A 25,274-nucleotide genomic window follows, 5' to 3' on the forward strand; every position below is an offset into this window, starting at 1 on the left:
TCGCAAGGGTGATAAAAAGGGGGAAACAGTTATAGAGTGCCATCACTGTCACCCAGAGCATGACAATGAACCCATTCGAAGACATGCGTATCTTTTGCCAGGTCATGGACTCCGGCAGCTTCACGGCGGCCGCCGATCAATTGGGCCTGTCCAAGCAATTCGTCAGCCGACGCCTGATGCAGCTTGAAGAACGCCTGGGCGTGCGGTTGCTCAATCGTTCGACCCGGCGCCTCGACGTCACACCCCTGGGCCAGAGTTATTACGAATCGGCCCTGCGATTGCTCGGTGAAGTCGAGCAAGTGGAGCAGGGCATCGCCGGGCAAACCACCGAGCCACGCGGGACTATCCGCGTCAGTGCACCGCTGTCGTTTGCGCTGGCGCACCTGGGCTGTCTGCTACCGGTGTTTTTGCAGCGCTATCGTGAGGTCACGGTGGAAGTGGACCTGAGTGATCGTCCGGTGGACTTGCTCGGTGAAGGCTACGACCTGGCCCTGCGCATCGGCATTCTTGAGGATTCGACGCTGATTGCCCGCCGCATCGCGTCTATCGAGCGCGTGTATTGCGCGAGTCCGGCTTACCTGGCTGAACGCGGCACACCACTCAAACCGGAAGACCTGCTTGGCCACGACTGCCTGCCTTACGGCCACGGTCGTCAAGTGCAATGGCGCTTCGCGGGGCAGGGCAAACCGCTGGCCGTCAACGTTACCGGACGGATGCGGGTCAACAACGGCGAGTTGCTCAAGGACGCGGCGATTGCCGGGATGGGCATTACCTACCTGCCGACCTTTATCGTCGGTTCGGCGCTGAAGGATGGGAGGCTGGTGCCGGTGCTGGATGAGTTTCGGACAGAGCCGCTGGTACTGTCGGCGGTGTATCCACAGCACCGGCAATCGTCGCGGCCGGTGCAGGCGTTGATCGAGTTTTTGCGGGAGCGTCTGGATCGGTCCGAGGGTGGGTTGTAAATCTGCGGTTCACACCACCCACTGCGGGAGCAGGCTTGCTTGCGAAAGCGGAGTCTCGGTCGACAACAATGTTGTATGACAGGACGCCTTCGCGAGCAGGCTCGCTCCCACAGGTTCTAGGGCAGGTCAGTTTACGCGTTTGTCATCCCCGGGCTCGCCGCCGGCATGCAGTCCGCGATCGTCGCCCGAACGATGAACCCCGTGGTCGTCGCCCGAGCGGTGAACGCCATGGTCATCACCCGAGCGATGAACGCCATGGTCATCACCCGAACGGTGAACCCCATGATCATCACCCGGTTCGGCATGGGTGCCGCTGCGACCGGAATTCGAGGCTGTGCTGCCAGCATGGTCGCTGCCACTGTGACCACTGCTGCCGCTACTGCCGCCGTGACCACTGCCGCTTCCGCCGCCATTGCCGCCACCAGAACCATTTCCGCCATGGCCACCGCCGTTACCGCCACCACCACCTCCATGGCCACCACCACCGTGACCACCGCCACCACCTCCATGGCCGCCGCCACCGCCACCATGACCACCACCCCCACCTCCATGACCACCGCCACCGCCGCCGCCACCACTACCGCCATCTCTCGCCTGGGCACTCGACATATCGGACACACTGCCTGGAATCAATACGGTAGACGCCGACAAAACCGCGCCAATCGCTACTGCCAGTAAAAGCTTGTTGATGTGCATGTCGTTCTCCGTCTTCTTGTTCAGCCTGGAACGTTGATGAACATTGCAACTTGCTGCTGTATTCAGTCGATGAACACGCCACCGTCCCGGGTTATTCGGTTGAACGTTGAAAAAGATTGCAGCGTGGCGTGGGACCCCGTTCCAGAGGGTCAGTGAATGCTGGAGGCCAGTTCGAAAATCGGGATGTACATCAGGATCACGATCACCCCGATCAGCAGGCCGATAAAGGTCATGAGCAAGGGTTCGAACAGCCGCACGAACCATTCGATCCAGCGACTGATTTCTTCGTCGTAGAAGTCGGCGCTGCGCTCCATCATTTGTCCGAGGTTGCCGGACTGTTCGCCGGCGCGCAGCAGGCGCAGGGACACCGGGGTCACCAGGTGATTGAGTTCCAGTGCGGCCGATAACGATTGGCCCTCGCGCACGCGCTCACAGGCCTGGTCCAGGCGCGCGCGGGAGGCCACTGTCAGCAGGTTGCGAACCATGCCCATGGCGGTGACGAGGGGAATGCCACCTTGCAGCAGAATCCCCAGGGAACGGTAAAAGCGCGCCAGTTCGTACATGAAGATGCGCTGGTGCACCGCCGGGAGTTTTTCAATCAGGCGATCCAGGCCCCGGCGAAAGGACGGCTGTCGTTGAAGCAGGGCGAGTGTGACGATGATCGCCAGCAAGGCACCGAAGAATTCGCCCTGGTGCGCGTGCAGGAACATGCCGCTGCTCATCAGGATCTGCGACAGCCACGGCAGGCTGGACCCCAGCCCTTCGAACACCAGGCTGAAGCGCGGGACCACGTAACCCATTAAAAACAACACTACACCACCGCCGACCACCAGCAACAGCATGGGGTAGATCGAAGCGCTGACGATCTTCTGGCGAACCTCGTCCATGCGCTGGCGATAGCTGACATAGCGGCCCAGGGCATCACCCACGGCACCGGTCTTTTCACTGGACTGCACCAACGCCACGTACAAAGGCGGGAAAACCGCCGACAACTGGCCCAATGCCTGGGAGAACGATTTACCTTCATAAAGCAGGCGCACCAACTCGCTCAGGGTCTTGCGGGCCTGGGGCGCGCTTTCCTTTTCCGCCAGGCTTTCCAGCGCATCGATCAACGGCAGGCCGGCGTTGAGCAACGTCGTCAGTTCCTGGCTGAACAGCACCAGGTTGAACGTCTCGCGCTGCTTGAGGCGCAACGCCCGCCAGTGCCGTTCGGCGTGCAGGCTGACCACCCGCAGGCCCTGGTCTTCGGCAATCCGCCGTGCTTCGCTATGGCCCGGCGCTTCGACGGTCATGGACACTACACCGGCCTTGCCTACCGCTTTGAGGTGAAAACGCATGGTCGCCATTTCCGTTACTGCCAACTGGTGACTTCGGCGTTTTCGCCTTCGCCGCCGGGTTGGCCGTCCTTACCCATGGACAGCAAGTCGTACTCGCCGTTTTCGCCGGGGTAGCGGTAGGTGTAATTACGGCCCCACGGGTCCTGCGGCAGTTTTTTCTGCAAGTACGGACCGGTCCAGCGGGTTTCGTCGCTGGGCGCGGTGACCAGTGCCTGCAAACCCTGTTCGGTCGACGGGTAATGACCGACCTCCAGTCGATAGAGGTCCAGGGCCTTGGCCAGGCCTTCTATTTGCGCCTTGGCCACCTTCACTTCGGAACGGCCCAGTTGCGCGAAATACTTTGGCGCGACGATGCCGGCCAACAGCCCCAGCACCACCAGCACCACCAACAGTTCCAGCAGGGTGAATCCGCGCTGAGCTCGCAGGGTAACGGCACGCGGGGTGAAAGACAGTCGCTGTTTCATCGTGATGACCTCACACAGTCGGCAGAAGGGTCGCAGCTGGTTTACGTAACCGGGGCTTATGCAATTGCCATGCAAAGGGCCGGTAAAGGCTTGCGCATCTTTCTGCACCCCCCGTGCCACGGCCCTTCGCGCTTTCGGCACAGTGCTTGCGTATGGCTGATAAACGACCGGCCATTGGGGCATTACCCCCATTTTTCGGGGCCGGGCAGGGGAGGCAGAACAATGAAAACTCTCACCGCTGGATTGCTCGGCTTGACGCTGCTGGCCGGCGCCGTGCAGGCCGACGTGTTCGTTTCCGTGGACGCCAAGGGCAACTTTGTTTTGTCCAACGTCCACCGCCCCGGCCGCCAGTATGAGCGGGTCATCCGCGAGGCCGAAGCGACGGTGGTCAGCCTTGATCAGCAGCCACAAATGATCGCGGCGCGCCCCTATGCCGAGCTGGTATCCAAGGCGGCCACTGACAACCAGTTGCCGGCGGCGCTGCTGCACGCGGTGATCCAGGCCGAGTCCAGCTACAACGCCAGCGCCGTGTCGCCCAAGGGCGCGGGGGGCTTGATGCAGTTGATGCCCGATACCGCCCGTGAGATGGGCGTGACCGACGTCTACGACCCCAAGGCCAACATCCAGGGTGGCGCCCGCTACCTCAAGCGCTTGATGACGCTGTTCGACAACGACATCACCCTCGCCGTGGCCGCCTACAACGCAGGTCCCCAAGCCGTGCTCAGCCGTGGCGGGGTGGTCCCGCCGTTCGCCGAAACCCAGCGTTATGTGCCCAGCGTATTGAACCAGTACCGGCGTCTGCAGGGACTGTCGGCGGATGCCCCCCTGTGAGCAAAAAACGGAGCGTGTTTCCCCAACATTGGGGAATGGGGGTTGCGGCGAAAAAATGGGGAATAACTGGGGGATTTCCCCCGATGAATGAAGTGCTAATCGTAACTAACTGAAAAATAAACAGATTTTTTATGGCATGCAGATTGCTCCAAGACCCTTGTCGAGAATTATTCCCTGTGAGCACCCACAGCGAGGCCCGTGATCATGACCGGCATACACCACGCTCCATCCATTCTCCCCTGGCTGTTGTTGGCGGCCTCGATGCTCGGCATCGAGATCGCCGAAGCGGCCGTGCGCTGCGAGCGCAACCTGGTGGCCAACGTCGTGGCGCTGGACCAGCCACTGATGTTCAACCGTCTCGGTGCGCAAAACGTCAACGGCATGATGTTCGCCCTGCGCCGTGACGTGGTCGATGACCGTCTGATTTCCCTGGACCAGGGGGGCGCCGCGGTGCCGGGCAAGGTTTCGTTGCGGCCCGACAAGCGCCCGCGTCCACTGGTGCTGCGGGTAGCGGCCGGTGACTGCCTGACCGTCAACCTGCAGAACCTGCTGGCTTACCAGGCCAACCCCGGCTCCCACAGCGACGAAGGTGGAGAGGAAGAGGAGGAGGGTGAAGAGGAAGAAGGCATCGAAGTCGGTGAAGGGCATGACCCGTGGAAGGTCGACGAGCAAGTACGTGATCGCCATGTCGGTTTCCAGGTCAACGGCATGCAGGCGGTCAACAGCATCGATGACATCGCTTCGTATACCGGGCGCAACGCCAACACCCTGGTCGCCCCCGGTGGCAGCCGTTCCTACACCCTGTACGCCGAACGCGAAGGTGCGTTCACGGTGAGCAGCCGCGGCGCCACGTTCGGTAGCGAGGGCACGGCCGGCAACAACGCCAATGGCCTGTTCGCCCAGGTGGCGGTCATGCCCAAGGGCGGTCGCAGCTACCGCAACACCATCACCGAAGAAGAGATGCGCCTGGCCAGTACCGGACGGACACCGGCCGGTCATCCGATCGTCGATTACCAGGCACGCTATCCGCAGCGCGAACCGTGGATCCGTGAAGGCAAGGCCGGCAAGCCGATCATCAATATGGTCGACGGCAACGAAATTATCACCAGCGAAGCCGATGCGATTGTCATGGGCAGCAACGCCGATGGCAGCTTCCCGGCGTCGACCTATCCGCTGGAAAACCTCGGTAAACGTAACCCGGCAATCCCCAACCGGCTGGAGCCGTTCCGCGACTTCTCCGCGCAGTTCCAGGATGAAACCGCCGTCACCCAGGCCTTCCCGGCTTACTGGGCCGACCCGGTCATGGCCCACGTGTTGGAGCCGACCCGCGACTCGTTCATGATCAACTACGGCTCCGGCGGCATGGGCGCCGAAGTGGTCGCCAACCGCCTGGGCGTGGGGCCGATGCACGATTGCCTGTCCTGCGCCTACGAAGAGTTCTTCCTCAGTGCCCACACCGTGGGTGACGTGGCGATGCTGGTGGACGTACCGGCCAACGCCGGCCTCGAAGGCATCACCCCCGGGCAGGTGCCGAACGCCGATCAGGTCGGGGTCAAGGCGACCACGGCGCTGTATCCGTCGGAGCCGTCGAACGTTGCCCATAGCTACATCGGCGACTTCGTCAAATTCCGCAATACCCACAACGGCTACGAACACCACATCTTCCACTTGCACGGCCATCAGTGGCTGTTCAACCCCAACGACGACAACTCCGACTACGTGGATGCCCAAGGCATCGGCCCGGGCGCCGGCTACACCTATGAAATCGCCAACGGCGGTTCGGGCAACCGCAACCGGGTGGCGGGCGATGCGATCTATCACTGCCACTTCTATCCGCACTTCGCCCAAGGCATGTGGGCCATGTGGCGGGTGCATGACGTGTTCGAAGAGGGCACCAGACTGGAAGTCTCGCAACAAGGAGCCGATGGCTTCCACAGCGAGCCGTACGCGCTGCGCAGCGGTAAACCCGCAGTGGGTGCACGGGCCTTGCCCGATGGTGAAATCGTTGCCGGTACGCCGATTCCCGCCGTGGTGCCGCTGCCGGGCAAAGCCATGCCGCCGATGCCGGGCAAAGTCGCGGTGGTACCGAAACTCGGCGAAACCCTGGTGGCCGCCAATGACGATGATGACGATGAAGAGGGCGACGATGACGGCGAACACCATGGTGGGGGCGCCCAGGCCATCGGTTCCCTGGCGTTGGTCGATCGCAGCGAAGCCAACCGCAATGCCGACGGCACCCTGAAAAACCCTGGCTATCCATTCTGGATCGGCGGCATGGAAAGTTCGGTCGGCCAACGCCCACCGACCCCACCGCTGGACATGCTCGACGCCGCCACGGCGCAAGCCTTGAAGGCCAGCGGCAAAGCCCTGTGGGCCAACCTCGAGCCGAATCAATCCGGTGGCTGGGACGGTGGCTTGCCACGCCATGCCCTGGGTGGTGTCTCCGAGGGGGGCGAGGCCGAGACCGTCACCACGTCGCTGGATTTCTCAAAATCCGTGAAGCGTGCCAAACCGATTTACCTGCCCGAAGAAGGCACCGAAGTCGAACAGGCCGCCATGGCGTTCCACGCGAAAAAAGATCACCCGAGTTTCGCCGTGCTGCCGGGCAGCCAGGTCGTGGCGCGCAACTTCCGCACCAACGGCGCCTTGCCGATGGCCGGTGCGCCGTACTTCGAGCCCTGCATGGACGACCGGCAAAAACGCCTGACCAGCAGTTCCGGCACCGGTGAGTTCGCCAGCGGCGAGCGTCTCGACGGCATGTCGTTCATCGGTTCCTCGACCTTCACCGCCGACCGTCCGCGGATCTACAAAGCCGCGAACATCCAGTTCGACGCGGTGTACAACAAGGTCGGCTACCACTTCCCGCAAGCGCGCATCCTGGCGCTGTGGGAAGACGCCTGGCCGGTGATCACCAAGCAGCGTCCGCCAGAGCCTCTGGTGATGCGCATGAACACCTTCGACTGCGTGCAGTACCAGCAGACCAACCTGATACCGGCCACCTATGAGATGGACGACTATCAAGTGCGCACCCCGACCGACGTGATCGGCCAGCACATCCACCTGCCGAAATGGGACCTGACCGCGGCGGACGGTTCTTCCAACGGCTGGAACTACGAAGACGGCGTGCTCTCCCCGGGTGCCGTGCAGGAGCGCATCCACGCGATCCGCGAGTACAACCAGTGCGAAGGCACCGACCCGCGTGACGGCACGCCAGCCTGTCCGAAAGCCAAGAACCACCCGTACTTCGGTCAATTCGGCCGGGCGGACTGGGTCGGGGCGCGCACGGCCATGCAGCGCTGGTTCGCCGATCCGGTGATCAATACCTATGGCATCGACCGTGGCCTGGGCACCATTTTCACCCACGACCACCTCGGCCCATCGACTCACCAGCAGATCGGCCTGTACGCCACCGTACTGGCTGAACCGGCCGGTTCCACCTGGTTCCACGCCGAAACCGGCGAGCCGTTGTACAGCGGCGCGCGGCAGGACGGCGGGCCGACTTCGTGGCAAGCGGTGATTTCGACCGGCGACCTGGACAACGACGGCAAGAACGACAGCTTCCGCGAGTTCTTCCTCGAATACAGCGACTTCCAGCACGCCTATGAAGCGGGTGTGTACGTCGGCGCAGGTCCTGACGGCGTGCCGAATGCGCAAGCGTTCCCGGCCACGGCCGACAGCTTCCGCTACGCGATCAACCCGCCGGTACGCGACAACACCAGTGAGTTGCTTGAAGCGGTGGTGGAACTGCGTGGCGGCGTGAAACCCGGCTGCCCGAGCCGGCCTTGCCCGCAAGCGATCTCGGTGGATGACCCGGGCATGTTCGTCGTCAACTACCGCAACGAACCGCTGGCCCTGCGGGTGTACGACCCGAACAAGGTCGGCCCGGACGGCAAGCGCGGCATGCAGGCCGACGGGCTGGGCGGCGACCTGGCGTACGCCATGCAAAGCCGTACCGACCGTGCGATCCCGGCGATGAACCTGGCGCCGAACCTGATCACCTCGGCCACCGGCCCGACCGGCGGCACCACGCTGTTCCCGCCGCACATCAACAAGGGCGGCGCGGAACCGGGTGACCCGTTCACGCCAATGCTGCGTACCTACACCGGTGACAATGTGCGGCTGCGGGTGCATGCCGGCGGTCACGAAGAGGAGCACAACGTCACCCTGCACGGCGTGAAATGGCTGCAAAGCGGTTCCGGCTACGGCAACAGCTCCAACTCCGGTTGGCGCGCCTCGCAGATGGTCGGGATCTCCGAACAGATGGGCTTCAATGCGCCGGTGTCGATGATCTCCAGTGCGGCGGCGACCACGGGTGACTATCTGTACACCATGGACGCGTCCATCGAGGGTTACTGGAACGGTATCTGGGGCGTGATGCGTAACTACACCGCGCAACGCAGCGATCTGTTCGCGCTGCCGAACAACGCGAAACCGACCGGCATGCGCAACACGGTGGCATTCGATGGTATCTGCCCACGGTATGGCGCCAACCCGAACGGAATCGGCACCCGGCCTACTGTGCAACGCAACTACGAAGTGGTCGCGGCGCTGGCCAACGACATCCTGAGCAACCCGTTGGGCCTGTCCATCGGTGACCCGGCGGGTATCGGGCAGCATGTCGGCGGACCGTTGAAACCGACGGGAGGCACCCTGGTGCTCAACTCGCGGCCGATGAGCATTCCGCAGGTCACGATCAACGATCCTGAAGATGGCGAGACTTTCACCCTCGGCGGGCAAAGCGGGCCGCTGCATGACCCGACCGCGATCCTGTATGTGCGCAAGGCCGACCTCGACCCGGCCACCGGCAAGCTGAAACCCGGGGTGCCTGTCGAACCGCTGATACTGCGTGCGGCGGCCGGTGACTGCATCAACATCACCCTGGAAAACCGCCTGCCGAGCGTGATGCCGGACCTGGCCCAGACCGCCATCATGCAAGGCCTGGCCAAGCGTGACCGTAACGACGGCATGGGTTCGACCACCTTCAACAACAACCTGATGCGGCCATCCAGTCATGTCGGCCTGCACACGCAATTGCTGGCCTATGACATCACCAAATCCGACGGTGCCAACGTCGGCGCCAACCCGATCCAGACCGTGCCACCGCGTGTCGGCACAACCGGCGCGTACCCGACCCGTACCTACCAGTACTACGCCGGGCACCTGGAGCGTGAAGGCAAGCCGATCACCCAGCTGGGACGCAACGTCGACAACATCAACGCCACGGCGGTGGAGTTCGGCGGGTTGAACATCACCCCGGCGGACGTCATCAAACAGCCGCAAAAAGGCCTGGGTGGTGCGATGAGCATCCTGCCGATCGGTTCCACCTGGGTCGAGGATGCCAAGCGCGCATCGGCCACGGTCACCGCATCGGGCCAGACCAGCTATCGCGATTTTGCGATGGTCTGGCAGCGTGCCTTGAACACGCGCTGGGCCAATGGGCGGCCGGTGGAAGGCATTGCTGCGGAAGGCAACGGTGTACCGAACGATCCGAAGGACAACGCCAGCATGGCCATCAACTACAAGGTCGAGCCGATGTGGTTCCGCTTTGGCCTGGCCCCGGATGCGCCGTTCGGTCACGCCGGCAGCCCTGGCACCTTCGGCGACGTGCCGAACGCGCACATGGCCTACAGCAACGCGCTGGTGGGCAGCGATCCGCAAACGCCGGTGTTCTACGTCAAACCGGGGCAACCGTTCCGTACGCACATCCTGATGCCGTCCGGTGGCAGTCGCGGTTCGACCTTCCAGCTCGATGGCCACGTCTGGTCGGTCAACCCGTTCCAGTCGGAGAAGAGCGATCTGGGCGGTTATCCGATGGGCACGCCAGGGGTGGGATCGGTGCGGTTCGGGCTCAACCCGATGTCGATGTACATCGGCGCCCGGGAAAGCGTGCTGCCGGCGGCGCACTTCAGCTTCATGCACCCGAGCGCCGGGGGCAGCAATGCGATACCGGGGGACTACCTGTACCGCGACAACGCCTCCTTCGGTAATGCCGCCGGGATGTGGGGATTGCTGCGGGTAACCAACGAACCGGAACCGGCGCCGGTACCGTAGGAGTGGAGATAAGGGGGGCGACACCGCCCCCTGTGGGAGCGAGCCTGCTCGCGAAGAGGTCACCCCGGTTTTACGTGGTGCGCCGGATGACGCTTTCGCGAGCAGGCTCGCTCCCACACAAGGGCTGCGCAGGCCGGCTGGAACGAGGCAGACGAAGATCTGAAGGGGAGTAGGGACATGAACAGGACCATCACATTCGCCAGTTGTGCCCTGGTTATCGGGGTGGCGCTGATCTGGCTGGGGGTATCGCGCACGTCGCCTCCGGTCATGCTCAGCGAGGTGGCGCTGCCCAATACCTGGACCGGTCAGACGCTTGAACGTGACGGTGTGTCGGTGGCGCTGCAAGTGCGGCCGCTGGCCGCAGACGGCGTGCTGCGGGAAGGCGAATTCGCCGACGTGCAGTTTCGCGTCACGGACAAGGCCTCGGGGCAACCGCTGGCGGGTGTCGCCCCGGGCGCCTGGCTGGACCCGGAAGCTGCTGCCGCCGACCAGGCCCAGGGCCGCGAGAACAGCTGCAAGTCACGGGTCGGCGTCTTCCTCAAATCAAGCATCGGCGCACGGCCGCTGCTCGACCTCAACGGCTACTTCCTGCTGGTGATGAACCGCGATGCCAGCGTCTCGGTGGTCGACCCGTCGGTGTCGGTGGGCGGCATCACCAGCACCATGGCGCGGATCGACATCAAGCAACCGCCGATGGACTGGGTTATGCCAAAGGACAACAAACGGGTCTTCGTGTCGATGCCGACCGCCAATGAAGTCGCGGTGATCGACAGCGAACAATTCAAAGTGGTCGACTCGGTGGCCGCCGGCAGCAACCCGGTGCGCGTGGCCCTGCAACCGGACGAACGCCTGCTGTGGGTCGGCAACAATGCCAAATCCACGGAGCAGTCCGGGGTCACGGTGATCGACACCGGCAGCCTGAAAACCCTCAAACACCTGGCCACGGGCGCCGGACACCATGAAATCGCCTTCAGCAAGGACAGCCGTTTTGCCTTCGTCACCAATCGCGACGACGGCACCCTGAGCATCATCGATATCGCCAGCCTGACCCTGATCAAACAGCTCAAGACCGGCTCGCACCCGTTGTCGGTGGTGTACTCGCCATTGTCCGGTGCGGCGTATGTGGCCGATGGCAAGGACGGCACGGTCACGGTGGTCGACGCCGCGAACCAGTCGGTGCGGCGCGTGATCAAGATGAAGCAGGGTCTGGGGCCGATGGGTTTCAGCGCCGACGGCCGGTTCGGCATCGTGCTCAACACCCTGGAAAACCAGGCCTCGGTGATCGACGCGGCGACCGATTCGCTGATCCATGAACTGGACGTGTCCAGCGAACCCTATCAAGTGGTGTTCACCAAGGCCTATGCCTACATCCGCGGACTGGCCTCGCCCAAGGTGACAATGATCAACCTGTCGTCGCTGGGTGAAGGTCGCCAGCCGATCAGCCAGGGTTTCGAGGCGGGTACTCAGCCGCCACGGTTGGCCGGCGACCTGCCGCTGGCATCGAGCCTGGGGGTGTCGCGGGACGAGAATTCGGTGTTCGTGGTCAACCCGGCGGACAACACCACCTACTTCTATGCCGAAGGCATGAACGCGCCGATGTCGGGTTACCCCAATCGCGGGCAAGTGGCGCGGGCGGCGTTGGTCATCGACCGCAGCCTGCGCGAAGTCGAGCCAGGCCTGTACAGCGCGCGGATCAAGCTGCCACCGGCCGGGCGTTTCGACGTGGCGTTCCTGCTCAATCAACCGAACATCATCCATTGCTTCAGCACAGTGGTGGAGGCGAACAACAACGCCCCGCAACAGGCGGGTGTGCCGAAAGTGGAGTTCATGCTCGACAAATCCACCGCCACCCAGGGCAGCCCTTACGTGGTGCGCTTCCGCATCGTCGAGGGCAAGCAGAAGGCCCAACGCAGCGGGGTCAAGGACGTGCAGGTGCGCTACTTCCTGGCGCCGAGTTCACGGCCTCAACACGTCGCGGCACGGGACGTCGGCTATGGTGTTTATGAAGCCCCGGTGACCCTCGACCAGAAAGGCGCCTGGTACCTGCACGTGCGTGCGGCATCCCTGGGCGCGACTTTCGGGGACCAGACGTTTGCCAGCGTTCGGGTGTTGCCCGGCGAAACTCATTGAGAGGACATCGACATGAACCGATTTACACATCGTGGACTGCTGACGCTCTGCCTGTTGGCCGTCGGCGTCGGTCAGGCGCTGGCGCATTCGGCGGATGAACATGCCGGCCACACACCGGCCAAAAGCGCCAGTTCAGAGCGCGCCCAGGTCAAGTTCGCCGACGTGGCGCTGGTGGACCAGGACGGCAAGGCCGTGCGCCTGGAGAAAGACCTGGTGAGCAACAAGATCGTGGTCATGAGCTTCATCTACACCAGTTGCACCACGGTCTGCCCGGTGGTGTCGTCGATCATGGGCAAAGTGCAGAAACAGTTGGGCAGCCGGGTCGGCACCGAGGTGCAGCTGGTGTCCATCAGCATCGACCCGCAGCGTGACGACGCCCAACGCCTCAACGACTATGCCCGCACTTTCCAGAACGGTCCGGGCTGGAGCTGGCTCACCGGTTCGCCACAGTCGGTCAACGAAACCCTCAAGGGCCTGGGCAGTTTCAGTGGTGACTTCAAGAGCCATCAGCCCTTGATCCTGGTGGGCGACGGCAACAGCCGTCACTGGACGCGCTACTACGGCTTCACCGACCCGGCCGTACTCAGCCGCGAAGTCGAGAAGCTCAGCGGCCAGCGCAACGCCCACGCCAAGCACACCGCAGTTGCCATGGAGCATCAGCCATGAAAGCGCTCGCCTTGATCTTCCTGACCATGTGCTTTTGCATCATCAGCTTCCTGGCGTTTTCCCACGAAGGACATGGGCAACCGGCGAATGCACCGGAAGCCGCGGCACCTGCAGCGGTTGCAGCGCAACCTGAGGGCGGCACCCGTGATGCAAAAACCTGGTTCACCGATACGCCGTTGCAGGACCAGAACGGTAACACCCTGCGCTTCTACAGCGACGCGTTGCAGAACCGCGTGGTGCTGCTCAATGTGATTTTCACCAGTTGTTCCGATGCCTGCCCGTTGATCACCCAAAAGCTCAAGCAAGTGCGTGAAGTGCTGGGTGACAAGGCGGACGGCGTCACCTTTATTTCCCTTACCAGTGATCCGCTGCGGGACACGCCGGCGGTACTCAAGGCTTACACCTTGAAGCAGGGCGTCGATGGGCCCCACTGGCTTTTTCTTACCGGCGACAAGGCGCAAATGGATCTGGTCCTGGGCCGCATCGGCCAGATCATCCCGACGCCCGAGCAACATTCAACCCAACTGATCGTCGGCGACGTCGCCAACAAGCGCTGGAGCAAAATCCGTCCCGACGCTCCGGCCGCCGCCATTGCCCAGCGCTTGCAGTTGCTGACAATGCCCGTGGCCGGTCGTTGAGTCTGCACCATGAAAAACGCCCTCATCCTCGGCCTGCTCATGCTGGTGGGTATAAGTCTGACCGCCCAGGCGCTGCCGCTGACCCCCAGCGAAAGTGCCGGCAAGCGCTTGTACCGCGAGGGCGTGTCGGCCAGTGGTGAGCCGATCATGGCGCGGGTCGGGGCGGCGGGCATGTTGCTGCCGGCGACCAGCCTGCCGTGCGCCAACTGCCATGGCGCCGATGGCCTGGGGCGTCCCGAGGGCGGGGTACGACCGCCGGAACTGACCTGGTCGCGGCTCAGCAGCACCTATGGCCAACAACAGGTCAATGGGCGCACATACCCGGCCTACACCGACCGCACATTGGCCAGGGCCGTGCAGGAAGGACGCGATCCGGGCAACAATCGGCTGGACCCGGCGATGCCGCGGTTCGTGTTGTCGATGAACGATCAGCGCAACCTCACGGCCTACCTCAAGCGCCTGGCCGAGGACCGCGATCCGGGTCTGAGCCCCAACAGTCTGCACCTGGGCACCTTGTTGCCAGGCTCCGGTACGTTGAGCGAGGAGGGCGCCACGGTGGCGGCGGTGCTCAGAGGGTGCGTGGCGCGCATCAATCAGGCCGGCGGGATTCATGGGCGGCAACTGCGCCTGACCATTCTCGACCCGGGTCCCGATCGTGCCAGCGCCGAGAAAGCGCTCAACCAACTGATCGAACAGGAACAGGTGTTCGCCCTGATCGCACCGCTGGCACCGGCCCTTGATGCGGAACTGGCGCCACGCCTGGAACAGGCCGGGGTGCCGCTGATCGGACCGCTGTCGTTGCAGGGCTCGGCCCAGGTCAGCCGGCAGATTTTCGAGCCGCTGCCGGGGTTGCGCGAGCAGATGATTGCCCTGGCCAACTACGCCGCCGCCAGTCTGCGGGTGCTGCAGGGACCGACACTGATCACCTACCCGGACGACCCCGGCCAACGACTGGCCGCAGAAAAGCTCGCCCAGTACCTGCAAGACAACGCCTGGCAGAATGTGCGGCTGCAAGCCCACCAGACGGCGCAGGACGAATTGCCGTTGGGCTCGCGCTCGGTGTTCTACCTGGGCAGCAGCAGCGGTTTCAGTCGTCTCGCCGAACGCTTGCAGACGGCGGGGCAGGTGCCGTACCTGTTCGCCGCATCGAATCAGGTAGCGGGGGATCTGTTGCAAATGCCCAGCGATTTTTCCCGACGGGTGTTTCTGGCCTATCCGTTCGTGCCCAGCGACTGGACCATGGCCGGGCGCCGGGCCCTGACCCAGCTGCGCGAGAGCCAGAAGCTCGGTGGCGAACACGCGGTGCTGCAGGTGGGCGCGTTCAGTTCAATGATGCTGCTCAGCGAAGGCATGAAACAGGCCGGGCGCGATGCCAGCCGCGAAAAACTGGTCAGTGCCCTGGAGGGCCTGCATGACTTCGATACCGGCCTGACCCCTTTGATCAGCTTCGGACCGGGCCGGCGCCTGGGCCTGAACGGCGCCCATGTGGTGACCGTGGACCTGCCCGACCAGCGCTTCTATCTGGTTGCCCCTTACAAACCCATTGCCGCCATGCCCTGACCGGAGGCCGAACATGAAACTCAACACTCTGTTGATCCTGCTGACGTTGTGGGTGCCTGCGGCGTTTTGCAGCAATGGCCAGGTCGCGGCCCGGGTCAATGGCGAGGAAATTTCCCAGATGCGCCTGGAGCGCTATTTCGCCGAGTACCTGGAGGATCAGGGCCGGGCAGTCGCCAGCATCCGCAGCCCCAGCGCCTACAAACAGCTGCGTCAGGCGGCATTGGACGCTTTGATCGACAAGGAGCTGCTTTGGCAGGAAGCGCTCAAGCGCGGGGTGGTGATCAGCGATGCCACGGTGCAGAGCCAGGTGGACCAGACGCGTCAGGCCATGGGGGGCGCGCAGGTGTTCGCCCGGCGCCTGGAGGACGCCGGTTTCGATGAGGCCGCCTATATCGAGTACACCCGCCGGGATCTGGCGGCCCAGCAGGTGTTCAGCGAACTCACCAGGGTCGACGCGCCTGACGAGCAACAGGTCCGGGCGTTTTTCGAAGAACACCGCGCCGAGATGAACCGGTCCGAGGAAATACAGGTCAGGCATATCCTGATCAAGGTGCCTCAGGGGGCGGAGGCTTCCACTGTTGCAACAGCAAGACTACGCTTGGAGGCAATGCGCAAGAAGATCAGTGAAGGGGCAGACTTCGCCAGTGTCGCCCGCAGCGATTCCGAAGACGCATCGGCCAGCCAGGGTGGCGACCTGGGCTACTTCCCCCGTGGGCGCATGCTGCCCGAGTTCGAGGCAGCAGCCTTTGCCCTGGCGCCGGGAGCCATCAGCGAGCCGGTGCGCACGGCGGTGGGCTGGCATTTGATCTATTTGCAGAACCGAATGGAGGCAGCCAATGTCACAGAAGAGCAAGGCCTTGACATGGTTCGGGCTTACCTTGCCCGACAGAAACAGGTCAAGGCTCGTCTACAGGTTCTGGCGCAGCTGCGTTCCAGCAATCGGATCGAACGGATCGACGACGATTGAACCGTCCCCCAAAAGTGGGGAAAAGCTTCAATGCACACCCGTTCGGTTTTCCCCGTTTTTGGGGGGTGGGGTACGTGGACGAAAAGGCATTGTTTTTAAATTCAAGGACATGAAGCGATAAAACGACCGGCGCTCAGCCTGGCATGAAGTGTGCGTTAGACCTTGTAAGGCGCGCACTCCGCCAGGTTCGGTATTCGGACCTGCGGTTTCAAGGAGTCCACCTTGTTAAACAAAGTACTGGTTGTTGAAGACGAACAGCTGCTGGCGGAAAACCTTCAGGGTTACCTGCAGGCGCAAGCGCTGGAAGTCCGGATTGCTCACAACGGTGAAACAGCCATCGGCGAAGCCGAACGCTTTTCACCCGATGTGATGGTGTTCGATTACCGCTTGCCCGATATGGAAGGCTTTCAGGTGCTCGATGCCGTCCGCCAGAACAGGAAGTGTCATTTTGTGCTGATCACAGGGCATCCAACCGCAGAGGTTTGCGAGCGGGCCCGGCAACTGGGAGTCAGCCACATCCTGTTCAAACCGTTTCCGTTGGCGGAATTGGCCCGAGCAGTACTTGATCTTCTGGGGATGCAGCGCGAACCCAAAACGGGTGTGAACAGTTCCGAAGGCTTTGTCGAACGACGCCAGAGCAGGACCGAAAGTTTCCCGCTGCAGTTGTACGACGGTAGTTGGGTGCTCGCGGATCGCCGACGAAGTACGGCCTCCAAGGCGCCAGACGACGAACAATTGCTCACCGGGGAGTAGTGGCGCGACAAGACGTTCCGGCAACCGCCGCAATTGCTCGCCGCGCCGACAGGGCTCAAAGCCCCGGGCGTTGGAGAGCAAGCCATGGACCGTCTATCCCTTGTCGTCGATGCTGTGCCGCTGGAGTGTGTACCCACCCGTTTTACCAGTGAGCAATTGGCCCAGGCGCGTGCCCTGGCCGCCACGTCCGGCGAGCGGGTTCTGGATGCCCTCGGGGAGCTGTGCGAACTGGCCCCCATGCCCTTCATCCAGTGCCTGGGCGCGACCCTGCATTATCCGGTGCTCGACACCGACAGCCTGTTTCAAGCCACCCCGGTGTTCGACCGGGTCACCCTGGCCCAATGCCTCAAGCGCGAATTCACCTTGCTGCGTCACGACGACGCGGTCATCGGCGTGTTTGCCGACCCCTTCGATACGGCCCGCCTGGCCTGGATCGACGATTGCCTGCACGGCGCGCCGCTGTACCTGGTGCATGCCGATGACCTCAAAGCCTACCTGGCGCGTCACGAAGAGAGTTTCCACGCCGTGGAATCGCTCAACGCCCAGGCCGACGCCAATGCCGAAACCGATAACCTGCAAAGCCTGTCGCTGACCAGCATCAGCGAAGACTCCAGCGTGGTGGTCAAGCTGGTCAACTCGACCCTCTACGACGCGCTGAAAATGCACGCCAGCGATATCCACCTGGGCACCACCGGCAGCGGCCTGGTGATCAAATACCGCATCGATGGCGTGCTGAACAACATCAGCAAGATCCAGGGCAGCGAGTTCGCCGAGCAGGTGATTTCCCGGGTCAAGGTCATGGCCGAACTGGACATCGGTGAAAAACGCGTGCCCCAGGACGGTCGCTTCAAGATCGGCATCAGCGGCCGGCAGATCGACTTCCGGGTGTCGATCATGCCAAGCATTTTTGGCGAAGACGCGGTGTTGCGGGTACTCGACAAACAGGACCTGGCCGACAAGGTTTGCGGCGTGCAATTGCAGGCCCTGGGCTTCGAAGAGGAAACCCTGCGCCAACTGCGCCGCCTGGCCGCCGAACCCTACGGCATGGTGCTGGTCACCGGCCCCACCGGCAGCGGCAAGACCACCACGCTGTACGCGATGATCACCGAGATCAACCACGGCGTGGACAAGATCATCACCATTGAAGACCCGGTGGAATACCAGTTGCCGGGGGTGCTGCAAATTCCCGTCAACGAGAAAAAAGGCCTGACCTTCGCCCGCGGCCTGCGCTCGATCCTGCGCCACGACCCGGACAAGATCATGGTCGGTGAAATCCGCGACCCCGATACCGCGCAAATCGCCGTGCAATCGGCGCTCACCGGGCACCTGGTGTTCACCACCATCCACGCCAACAACGTGTTCGACGTGATCGGCCGTTTCACCCAGATGGAAATCGACCCCTACAGCCTGGTATCCGCGCTCAATGCTGTGCTGGCCCAGCGCCTGATTCGCCTGGTCTGCGCCAGTTGCAGCACCCCGTACACGCCGAGCGAAGAAGAGCTGCAAGCCTCGGGGCTCGATCCGCAACAGGTCGCCCATTACCACTTCGTGCATGGCAAGGGCTGCGGCCATTGCCGGGGCACCGGCTACCGCGGACGCAGTGCGATCGCCGAGCTGCTGCACCTGGACGACGAGCTGCGGCAAATGATCGTCGAGCGCCAACCCATTTCGAAAATCAAGGCCCACGCCTGCAAACGTGGCTTGCGCCTGCTGCGCGAGTCTGCCCTGGAACTGGTGCAACAAGGCCGGACCACTCTCGAGGAGATCAATCGTGTCACTTTTATCTCGTGAGCGTTACGTCGCCGTGCTCGGCGCCAATGGTGTCGGCCTCGGCCAGCGGCAGGGCAGTCAAACCCTGTGGCTGGGCAGCGTCGGCTACATCGATGAAGGTTTCCAGGCCTGGGCCGTCGCCCTGGAAACCCTTGACCGCCTGCTGGGCGAGCATGCCCGCGCCGGTGCGGAGTTGACCGTGGTGATCTCCGGTCACTTCAGCCGTTTCTGCCTGGTGCCCTGGAGCGACCAGATCAGCAGCCCCGACGAACTGCAAGGCTTTGCCCGGCTGTGCTTCGAAGACCTCTACGGGGTGCCGAGCCAGCCCTGGAGCCTGGTGCTCTCGGCCGAACCCGCCGGCTACGACCGTATCGCCACCGCGTTGCCGCAAGACTTGCTGGAGCGCCTGCGCAGCCTGGCCGGCGGACGTGGCCTGCGCCTGCGTTCGGTGCAGCCGTACCTGATGGCGGCGTTCAATCATTTCGATAAGAGTTTCGATGCCGGGGACTTCCTGTTCGTGGTCGCCGAACCGGTGCGCAGTGTGCTGCTGGTGGCCCGCGAAGGACGCTGGGCATCGGTGCGTTCGGTGGGCAGCAGCGACAGCGATGCCGCACTGACCGCATTGATCGGTCGTGAAAGCCAATTGCAGGCCTCCACCAGCGAACGGCCACTGAACGTTTACCTGCACGCCCCGGCGCGCATTGATTCGCACCCTGAAGTGCCCGGTGTGCACCTGCGCACCCTCGAAGAGGACCGGACAGCCGTACACGATTGCCTGTACGTCATGTCCCGGGCGGTGGCCTGACATGCGCGCCCTGATGCTCGACTTTCAGCCACGCCGCCGCTCGACGCCCCTGGGCTGGAGCCTGCTGGCCGGGGGCGTGGTGCTGGCGCTGAGCTGCATCGCGATTCAGCAACACCTGAGCGGGGAGGCCGAACAACAGCAGGGCCACCTGCAGACCGCCCAGCGTGTGCTCACGGGCAATACCGGCACCAAAGTCAGCCTGACCCCGGCGGAAACGCGCGAGCAGGCGCAGAACCTGGCGGAAATGCGCAAGGTCTCGCAGCAATTGCGCCGCCCCTGGGAACAGTTGTTCGCCACCCTCGAAGCCATGCCTCGCCAGAACATTGCCTTGCTGACCCTGACCCCGGACGCCCGCAAGGGCCAGGTACGCATCAGCGCCGAGGCAAAGGATCTGGACGCCATGCTCGACTTTCACAAGCGCCTCGAAGCCAGCGACGAGCTGTCCGATGTGTCGCTGCTGAGCCACGAAATCGTCGCCAACGTGCCGGAGCAACCGGTCCGGTTCAACCTGTCGGCTACCTGGGAGATCGGCGATGCAAATCCCTAGATTGATCGTCCACGAATACCTGCAACGCCTCGGCGTGCCTGGCCTGGCCGGACTGGCCCTGCTGGTTGTGGCGCTGACCTGGGGCCTGGCCGGCCTGTTGCCGGATTGGCAGTCACTGCAAACCATCAGCCAGCAGACTCGCGAAGCCCACGAGTACCTGGCCAAGGTCGAGGACGGCACGGTCGCCCCTCCGGTGGTGCCGCAACGCCAGCTCGATGATTTTCGCAGCAAGTTGCCATCGCAGCCCCAGGCGACCGTGGCCATCGACAAGATCTATGCATTGGCCGCCCAGGAGCGCATCACCCTGGCCCGGGGCGAGTACTCGCTGGGCATCGATCCCAAGACGCACCTGGCCCGCTATCAGATTCTGCTGCCGGTGCGTGGCAGCTACCCGCAACTGCGGCGCTTCCTGCACGCCTTGCTCGGCCAGTTGCCGGCGGTGGTGGTGGAAGACGTGGAGTTCCAGCGCAAAAAGATCGCCGACACCGACCTCAATGGCCGGATCCGCATGACCCTTTACCTGTCGAGGTCATGATGAACAGCAAACGTGCAGTGGGTTGGGTGGCGTTCTTCGGCGTGGCCGCGGCGCTGACCTGGTTGCCCGAATACCTCATGCCGGCCGACGACAGCGACGTTGAAGTTGTCGCCGTGGCCGCGCCCGCCAAGGGCAAGACCCATGGCGCGCTGCCGGCGGCGAAAGCTTCCGGTGCGCCCACGGCGATCAAGGACCTGAGCCCGGCCGGCGATCTGTTCGCCGCCCGCAGCTGGAAAGCGGCACCGACCCTGGCCAGCGTCACCGAACAACCCGTCAATGTAGCCCCGGTGGTGCAGGTCCCCACTGCACCGCCAATGCCTTTCCAGTTCATCGGCAGGATGGATGACCGCACCGACCTGCAAGTGTTTTTGCAAAACGGCGAGAAAATCTACGTCGTGCGTAAAGGGGATGTGATCGACGAAACATGGAAGATCGAGGGGATTTCCGACATGGAACTGAGCCTGGTCTATTTGCCTCTGCATTTGTCCCAGACCTTGTCTGTGGGGAGCGCGCAATGAACAAATCCCGTTTGCTGATCAGCCTTGGCTTCTGTGCCGGGCTGGCCGCCTGCAGTTCGGCGCAGGTGGCCAAGGAAGAAGGCACTGACCTGATGGCGTCGGGTCAGTACGAAGCCGGGCTGGCCCGGATCGAGGAAGGGTTGCGGGAGAACCCTCGCAACACCGAACTGCACCTGGCGCTCACCAGCGGCCGTGCCCGGGCAGTGACGGCGCTGCTGAGCCAGGCCGACATGGACCGTGCCCAGCGCGACTTCGCTTCGGCACGCCTGACCTACGGCCGGGTGCTGACCATCGAACCGAAAAACCGTCGTGCCCAGGACGCCATCCGCCAACTCGATCACATGCGCAGCCTCGACGAAAAACTCGAACTGGCCCGTGGCGACCTGCGTCGCGGCGACATCTACGGCGCCGACCGTCAGGTCAAACAGATTCTTGAGCTGGACCCGAACAACGAAGGCGCCCTGGAACTGCAAAGCAATGTCCGCCTGGTGCAGAGCCGCAACGTCGTCGCGTACCCACAACTGCGAACCCGCCTGGACAAACCGGTGACCCTGGAATTTCGCGACGCCAACCTGAAGACCATCTTCGAGGTGCTGTCCCAGGTCGCCGGCCTGAATTTCATCTTCGACAAGGACCTGCGCCCGGACATGAAAGCCACCATCTTCGTGCGTGACGTGCGCATCGAGGACGCCGTGGAACTGCTGCTCCAGCAAAATCAGCTGCACCAGAAAGTGGTGAACGAAAACACCTTGCTGATCTACCCGGATTCACCGCAGAAGCTCAAGGATTATCAAGAGCTGGTGATGCGCACTTTCTACCTGACCAGCATCGATGCCAACACCGCGTTGAACATGGTCAAGACCATGCTCAAGACCCGCGACGTGTTCGTCGATGAGCGCCTCAATACCCTGACCATGCGTGACACCGGCGACGCCATCCGCATGGCGGAAAAGCTCCTGCAATCCCAAGATCAGTCCAACCCTGAAGTGGTGCTGGAAGTGGAAGTGATGGAAGTCGCCACCCAGCGTATTCTCGACCTGGGCCTGCAATGGCCGAACACCTTCGGCGTGGTCAACAGCGACGGTTCGGCGGTGACCCTTCTTGATCAACTCAAGGGCATCAACTCCAGCCGGATCACCATCTCGCCATCGCCCCAGGCCAAGATCAACGCCCAGGACAACGACATCAACACCCTGGCCAGCCCGGTGATCCGCGTCAGCAACCGCGAACAGGCACGGATCCACATCGGTCAGCGCGTACCGATCATCAGCGCCACCTCGGTGCCGTCGACCCAGGGACCGGTGATCACCGAAAGCGTGACTTACCTGGATGTCGGTCTGAAACTGGAAGTGCAGCCGACCGTGCACCTGAACAACGAAGTGGCGATCAAGGTCGCGCTGGAGGTCAGCAACGCCACGCCGCTGGAGCCGACCCGCCAGGGCACGATTCCGGTGCAGGTCGACACCCGCAACGCCCAGACCACCCTGCGTCTGCATGATGGCGAAACCCAGATCCTCGCCGGCCTGATGCGCAACGACCATGGCGCCACCGGCAACAAGATCCCGGGGCTGGGTGATATCCCGGGTCTGGGCCGCCTGTTCGGCAGCAACAAGGACACGGTCGGCAAGTCGGAACTGGTGCTGTCGATTACGCCGCGAGTGGTGCGCAACCTGCCGTACCAAAGCCCGTCGGACATGGAGTTCACCACCGGCACCGAAACCAGCATGCACATCCAGGCGCCTGACCGCCGGCTGCAGACTTCGGAACAACCTGAGCCTTCGGTACAAACCAAGCCTTCGGTACAGCCCAAGTCCATCGGTCAGCCAGTCGCCACCAACGTGCAAGTCAGCGTCGGGAAGCCTTGATCATGAACGCCTCGCAACGCGGTTTTACCCTGATCGAAGTCGTGGTGACGCTGGCCCTGATCGGCCTGCTGGCCGGCATGGCCGCACCGCTGACCGAGACCGTGGTGCGCCGGGGCAAAGAGCAGGAGCTGCGCACTGCGCTGTACCAGATCCGCGATGCCATCGACGCCTACAAACGCGCTTTCGACGCGGGCTATATCGAGAAGTCGCTGAACAGCAGCGGCTACCCGCCGAACCTGAAAGTGCTGGTTGATGGTGTGCGTGACGTGCGCAGTGCCAAGGGCGCCAAGTTCTATTTCCTGCGGCGCTTGCCCCATGACCCGCTGACACCGGTCAAGCGTGACGACGAAGGTGGCTGGGGCCTGCGCTCCTATGACAGTACGGCTGAAAATCCACGGGATGGCGAGGACGTCTTCGACGTTTACTCCAAGGCCCGGGGCAAGGGTCTCAACGGCATCGCCTATCGGGAGTGGTGAGCATATGCGCCGGGAAAAGGGTTTTACCCTGCTGGAACTGATGGTGGTCATGGCAATCATCGCCACCCTGATGACCATCGCCTTGCCACGCTATTTCAACAGCCTGGAGGCCTCCAAAGAGACCACCCTGCGCCAGAGCCTGTCGGCGATGCGCGAAGCACTGGATCACTACTACGGCGACACCGGGCGCTATCCCGATTCGCTCGAACAACTGATCGAACAACGTTACCTGCGCAACCCGCCGATGGACCCGATTGCCGAGCGCAAGGACACCTGGGTCCTGGTGGCACCGCCCGAAGGCGTGGCGGGCGGGGTGGCCGATATCAAGAGTGGTGCCCAAGGGAGGGCGCGTGATGGCAGCCTTTATTCCGAGTGGTAAGCCGGGTGCAGAAGACGGCTTCACCTACCTGGGTGTGCTGTTTCTGATCATGGTGATGGGCATGGGCCTGGCCAGTGCCGGCGAGTTGTGGGCCACTGCCGCCAAGCGTGACCGCGAACGCCAGTTGCTGTGGGTCGGCACCCAATATGCCCAGGCACTGCGCAGCTACTACCGCAGCTCGCCAGGCCTGGCCCAGTACCCGAAAGAACTCGTCGACCTGTTGCAGGACGAGCGTTATCCCAACGCCAAACATCACATCCGCCAGCTGTACCCGGACCCGATCGGCGGCGGCGAATGGTTCCTGATGCGCGGCTTCGACGGACGCATCACCGGCATCAGCAGCCCATCCACGGACAAGCCGCTGAAGCAGGCGGATTTCCCCACTCAGTGGTCGGATTTCAACGGTATGGCCAGCTACAAGGACTGGCAGTTTGTTGCCGAGAAGGCCTTTCTCGACGGTGCCTCGGGCCCGGTGAAAGGCCAGTCCACCGCACCTCAGGCGTTGCAGCCATGAACCGTTTCTGCCTGGCATTGATCCTGGTGTTGAGCACCTCCGTGGCCTCGGCCGCCGAGGAGGACGAAATGATGGGTTTCATCATCGACGACACGATCTCGCACATCGGCCACGACTTTTACTACTCGTTCAGTGAACGCCTGCGCGCCACCAGCCCGATGGATTTCAACCTGGTGGTACGCGAACGACCTTCGGCTCGCTGGGGCAGCCTGGTGACCGTGGAATATCAACAACGTTTGGTTTATCGGCGTTTCCTGCCGCCGAACACCGTGGAGCTCAAGGACGAGGCCTATGACGCCGCCGACTGGGTACGCGGGCAGATTGTCCAGCGCAAGCTGGAAGCCTTGTTGCAGGACACCACGGACCTTGAGAGGGACGAATTATGAAAACGAAAACGATTTTGCAGCGCACCGGCTGGTGCTTGCTCGGCCTCGGCGGTTGCGGGCTGGTCCACGCCACGGAGCTGGTCTACACGCCCATCAACCCCTCGTTCGGCGGCAACCCGTTGAACGGCACCTGGCTGCTCAACAACGCCCAGGCGCAGAACGACTACGACGACCCTGATTTGAAAGACCGCGCCTCGTTGACCGGCACTTCGGCCCTGGAGCGGTTCAGCAGTCAGTTGCAATCGCGATTGCTGGGGCAATTGCTGGACAACATCTCCACCGGCAACACGGGGAGCCTGTCCACTGACGCGTTCATCGTCAACGTCGTTGATGACTCGGGGGCACTGACCATTGTGGTGACCGACCGAGCGACCGGCGAAGTTTCGGAAATCCAGGTGAATGGCCTGGCCCCTTGAGGGGGCAT

The 25,274-nt window shown here is 63.0% G+C and carries 23 protein-coding genes; 20 read left to right on the forward strand and 3 right to left on the reverse strand.

Features of this window, described 5'->3' with window-relative positions:
• Positions 1-65 precede the first annotated feature (65 nt).
• A complete protein-coding gene (locus CKW21_RS07885) occupies positions 66-962 on the forward strand; it encodes a LysR family transcriptional regulator (RefSeq protein ID WP_095193416.1) in 897 nt (298 codons plus the stop codon).
• Positions 963-1,088: 126 nt separating this feature from the next.
• On the opposite strand, the gene CKW21_RS31600 is transcribed toward CKW21_RS07885, so the two are convergent.
• From CKW21_RS31600 to gspG, 3 genes are all read right to left on the reverse strand, one after another.
• Complete coding sequence (locus CKW21_RS31600) at positions 1,089-1,658, reverse strand: hypothetical protein (protein WP_256590149.1); 570 nt, start codon at positions 1,656-1,658, stop codon at positions 1,089-1,091.
• Between the two features lie 149 nt (positions 1,659-1,807).
• Entirely contained in the window at positions 1,808-2,995 is a 1,188-nt protein-coding gene (locus CKW21_RS07900; RefSeq protein WP_095193693.1) for a type II secretion system F family protein, read from the reverse strand.
• Positions 2,996-3,009: 14 nt separating this feature from the next.
• Positions 3,010-3,459, reverse strand: a complete 450-nt coding sequence (gene gspG / locus CKW21_RS07905) for a type II secretion system major pseudopilin GspG (RefSeq protein WP_095193418.1) — start codon at positions 3,457-3,459, stop codon at positions 3,010-3,012.
• A 222-nt stretch (positions 3,460-3,681) separates the two neighbouring features.
• Here gspG and CKW21_RS07910 point away from each other — a divergent pair, with 222 nt between their 5' ends.
• From CKW21_RS07910 to CKW21_RS08000, 19 genes are all read left to right on the forward strand, one after another.
• Positions 3,682-4,290: a lytic transglycosylase domain-containing protein gene (locus CKW21_RS07910; RefSeq protein ID WP_095193419.1), complete on the forward strand. Its 609-nt coding sequence runs from the start codon at positions 3,682-3,684 to the stop codon at positions 4,288-4,290.
• 204 nt (positions 4,291-4,494) lie between these two features.
• Positions 4,495-10,341: a manganese-oxidizing multicopper oxidase MnxG gene (gene mnxG / locus CKW21_RS07915; RefSeq protein ID WP_095193420.1), complete on the forward strand. Its 5,847-nt coding sequence runs from the start codon at positions 4,495-4,497 to the stop codon at positions 10,339-10,341.
• Positions 10,342-10,518: 177 nt separating this feature from the next.
• The gene (locus CKW21_RS07920; RefSeq protein WP_095193421.1) at positions 10,519-12,471 is read left to right on the forward strand and encodes a YncE family protein; all 1,953 of its coding nucleotides are present in this window, start codon (positions 10,519-10,521) and stop codon (positions 12,469-12,471) included.
• A 12-nt stretch (positions 12,472-12,483) separates the two neighbouring features.
• On the forward strand, positions 12,484-13,137 hold the full coding sequence (locus CKW21_RS07925; protein ID WP_095193422.1) for an SCO family protein: 654 nt from the start codon (positions 12,484-12,486) through the stop codon (positions 13,135-13,137).
• Positions 13,134-13,775 carry an SCO family protein gene (locus CKW21_RS07930; RefSeq protein ID WP_095193423.1) on the forward strand — a complete coding sequence of 214 codons (642 nt, stop codon included), beginning with the start codon at positions 13,134-13,136 and terminating at the stop codon, positions 13,773-13,775. The genes CKW21_RS07925 and CKW21_RS07930 overlap by 4 nt, the downstream gene beginning before the upstream one ends.
• A 9-nt stretch (positions 13,776-13,784) precedes the next feature.
• Entirely contained in the window at positions 13,785-15,335 is a 1,551-nt protein-coding gene (locus tag CKW21_RS07935) for an ABC transporter substrate-binding protein (protein ID WP_095193424.1), read from the forward strand.
• Between the two features lie 13 nt (positions 15,336-15,348).
• Entirely contained in the window at positions 15,349-16,302 is a 954-nt protein-coding gene (locus tag CKW21_RS07940) for a peptidylprolyl isomerase (protein WP_095193425.1), read from the forward strand.
• 222 nt (positions 16,303-16,524) lie between these two features.
• Entirely contained in the window at positions 16,525-17,055 is a 531-nt protein-coding gene (locus CKW21_RS07945; protein ID WP_095193426.1) for a response regulator, read from the forward strand.
• Between the two features lie 84 nt (positions 17,056-17,139).
• The gene (locus CKW21_RS07950) at positions 17,140-18,846 is read left to right on the forward strand and encodes a GspE/PulE family protein (protein WP_095193427.1); all 1,707 of its coding nucleotides are present in this window, start codon (positions 17,140-17,142) and stop codon (positions 18,844-18,846) included.
• The gene (locus tag CKW21_RS07955) at positions 18,827-19,630 is read left to right on the forward strand and encodes a hypothetical protein (RefSeq protein WP_095193428.1); all 804 of its coding nucleotides are present in this window, start codon (positions 18,827-18,829) and stop codon (positions 19,628-19,630) included. The genes CKW21_RS07950 and CKW21_RS07955 overlap by 20 nt, the downstream gene beginning before the upstream one ends.
• A gap of 1 nt (position 19,631) precedes the next feature.
• Positions 19,632-20,177, forward strand: a complete 546-nt coding sequence (locus tag CKW21_RS07960; RefSeq protein WP_095193429.1) for a pilus assembly protein — start codon at positions 19,632-19,634, stop codon at positions 20,175-20,177.
• Positions 20,164-20,712 carry a GspMb/PilO family protein gene (locus CKW21_RS07965; RefSeq protein ID WP_095193430.1) on the forward strand — a complete coding sequence of 183 codons (549 nt, stop codon included), beginning with the start codon at positions 20,164-20,166 and terminating at the stop codon, positions 20,710-20,712. Before CKW21_RS07960 ends, CKW21_RS07965 begins: the two co-directional genes overlap by 14 nt.
• Positions 20,712-21,230, forward strand: coding sequence for a hypothetical protein (locus tag CKW21_RS07970; RefSeq protein WP_095193431.1), 519 nt, complete (start codon positions 20,712-20,714; stop codon positions 21,228-21,230). Before CKW21_RS07965 ends, CKW21_RS07970 begins: the two co-directional genes overlap by 1 nt.
• Positions 21,227-23,095 carry a secretin N-terminal domain-containing protein gene (locus CKW21_RS07975; protein ID WP_095193432.1) on the forward strand — a complete coding sequence of 623 codons (1,869 nt, stop codon included), beginning with the start codon at positions 21,227-21,229 and terminating at the stop codon, positions 23,093-23,095. Before CKW21_RS07970 ends, CKW21_RS07975 begins: the two co-directional genes overlap by 4 nt.
• Before the next feature lie 2 nt (positions 23,096-23,097).
• Complete coding sequence (locus CKW21_RS07980) at positions 23,098-23,571, forward strand: type II secretion system protein (protein WP_095193433.1); 474 nt, start codon at positions 23,098-23,100, stop codon at positions 23,569-23,571.
• A gap of 4 nt (positions 23,572-23,575) precedes the next feature.
• Positions 23,576-23,950 (forward strand): type II secretion system protein, encoded by a 375-nt coding sequence (locus tag CKW21_RS07985; RefSeq protein WP_095193434.1) that lies wholly within the window; start codon positions 23,576-23,578, stop codon positions 23,948-23,950.
• Entirely contained in the window at positions 23,925-24,464 is a 540-nt protein-coding gene (locus CKW21_RS07990; RefSeq protein ID WP_095193435.1) for a type II secretion system protein, read from the forward strand. Before CKW21_RS07985 ends, CKW21_RS07990 begins: the two co-directional genes overlap by 26 nt.
• Positions 24,461-24,850, forward strand: coding sequence for a curli production assembly/transport protein CsgE (csgE, locus tag CKW21_RS07995; protein WP_095193436.1), 390 nt, complete (start codon positions 24,461-24,463; stop codon positions 24,848-24,850). Before CKW21_RS07990 ends, csgE begins: the two co-directional genes overlap by 4 nt.
• Positions 24,847-25,266 carry a curli assembly protein CsgF gene (locus tag CKW21_RS08000; protein ID WP_095193437.1) on the forward strand — a complete coding sequence of 140 codons (420 nt, stop codon included), beginning with the start codon at positions 24,847-24,849 and terminating at the stop codon, positions 25,264-25,266. Before csgE ends, CKW21_RS08000 begins: the two co-directional genes overlap by 4 nt.
• The last annotated feature ends 8 nt before the right edge of the window (positions 25,267-25,274 follow it).

It is taken from the genome of Pseudomonas sp. Irchel 3A7 (assembly GCF_900187565.1).
In the GTDB taxonomy this organism is placed as follows: domain Bacteria; phylum Pseudomonadota; class Gammaproteobacteria; order Pseudomonadales; family Pseudomonadaceae; genus Aquipseudomonas.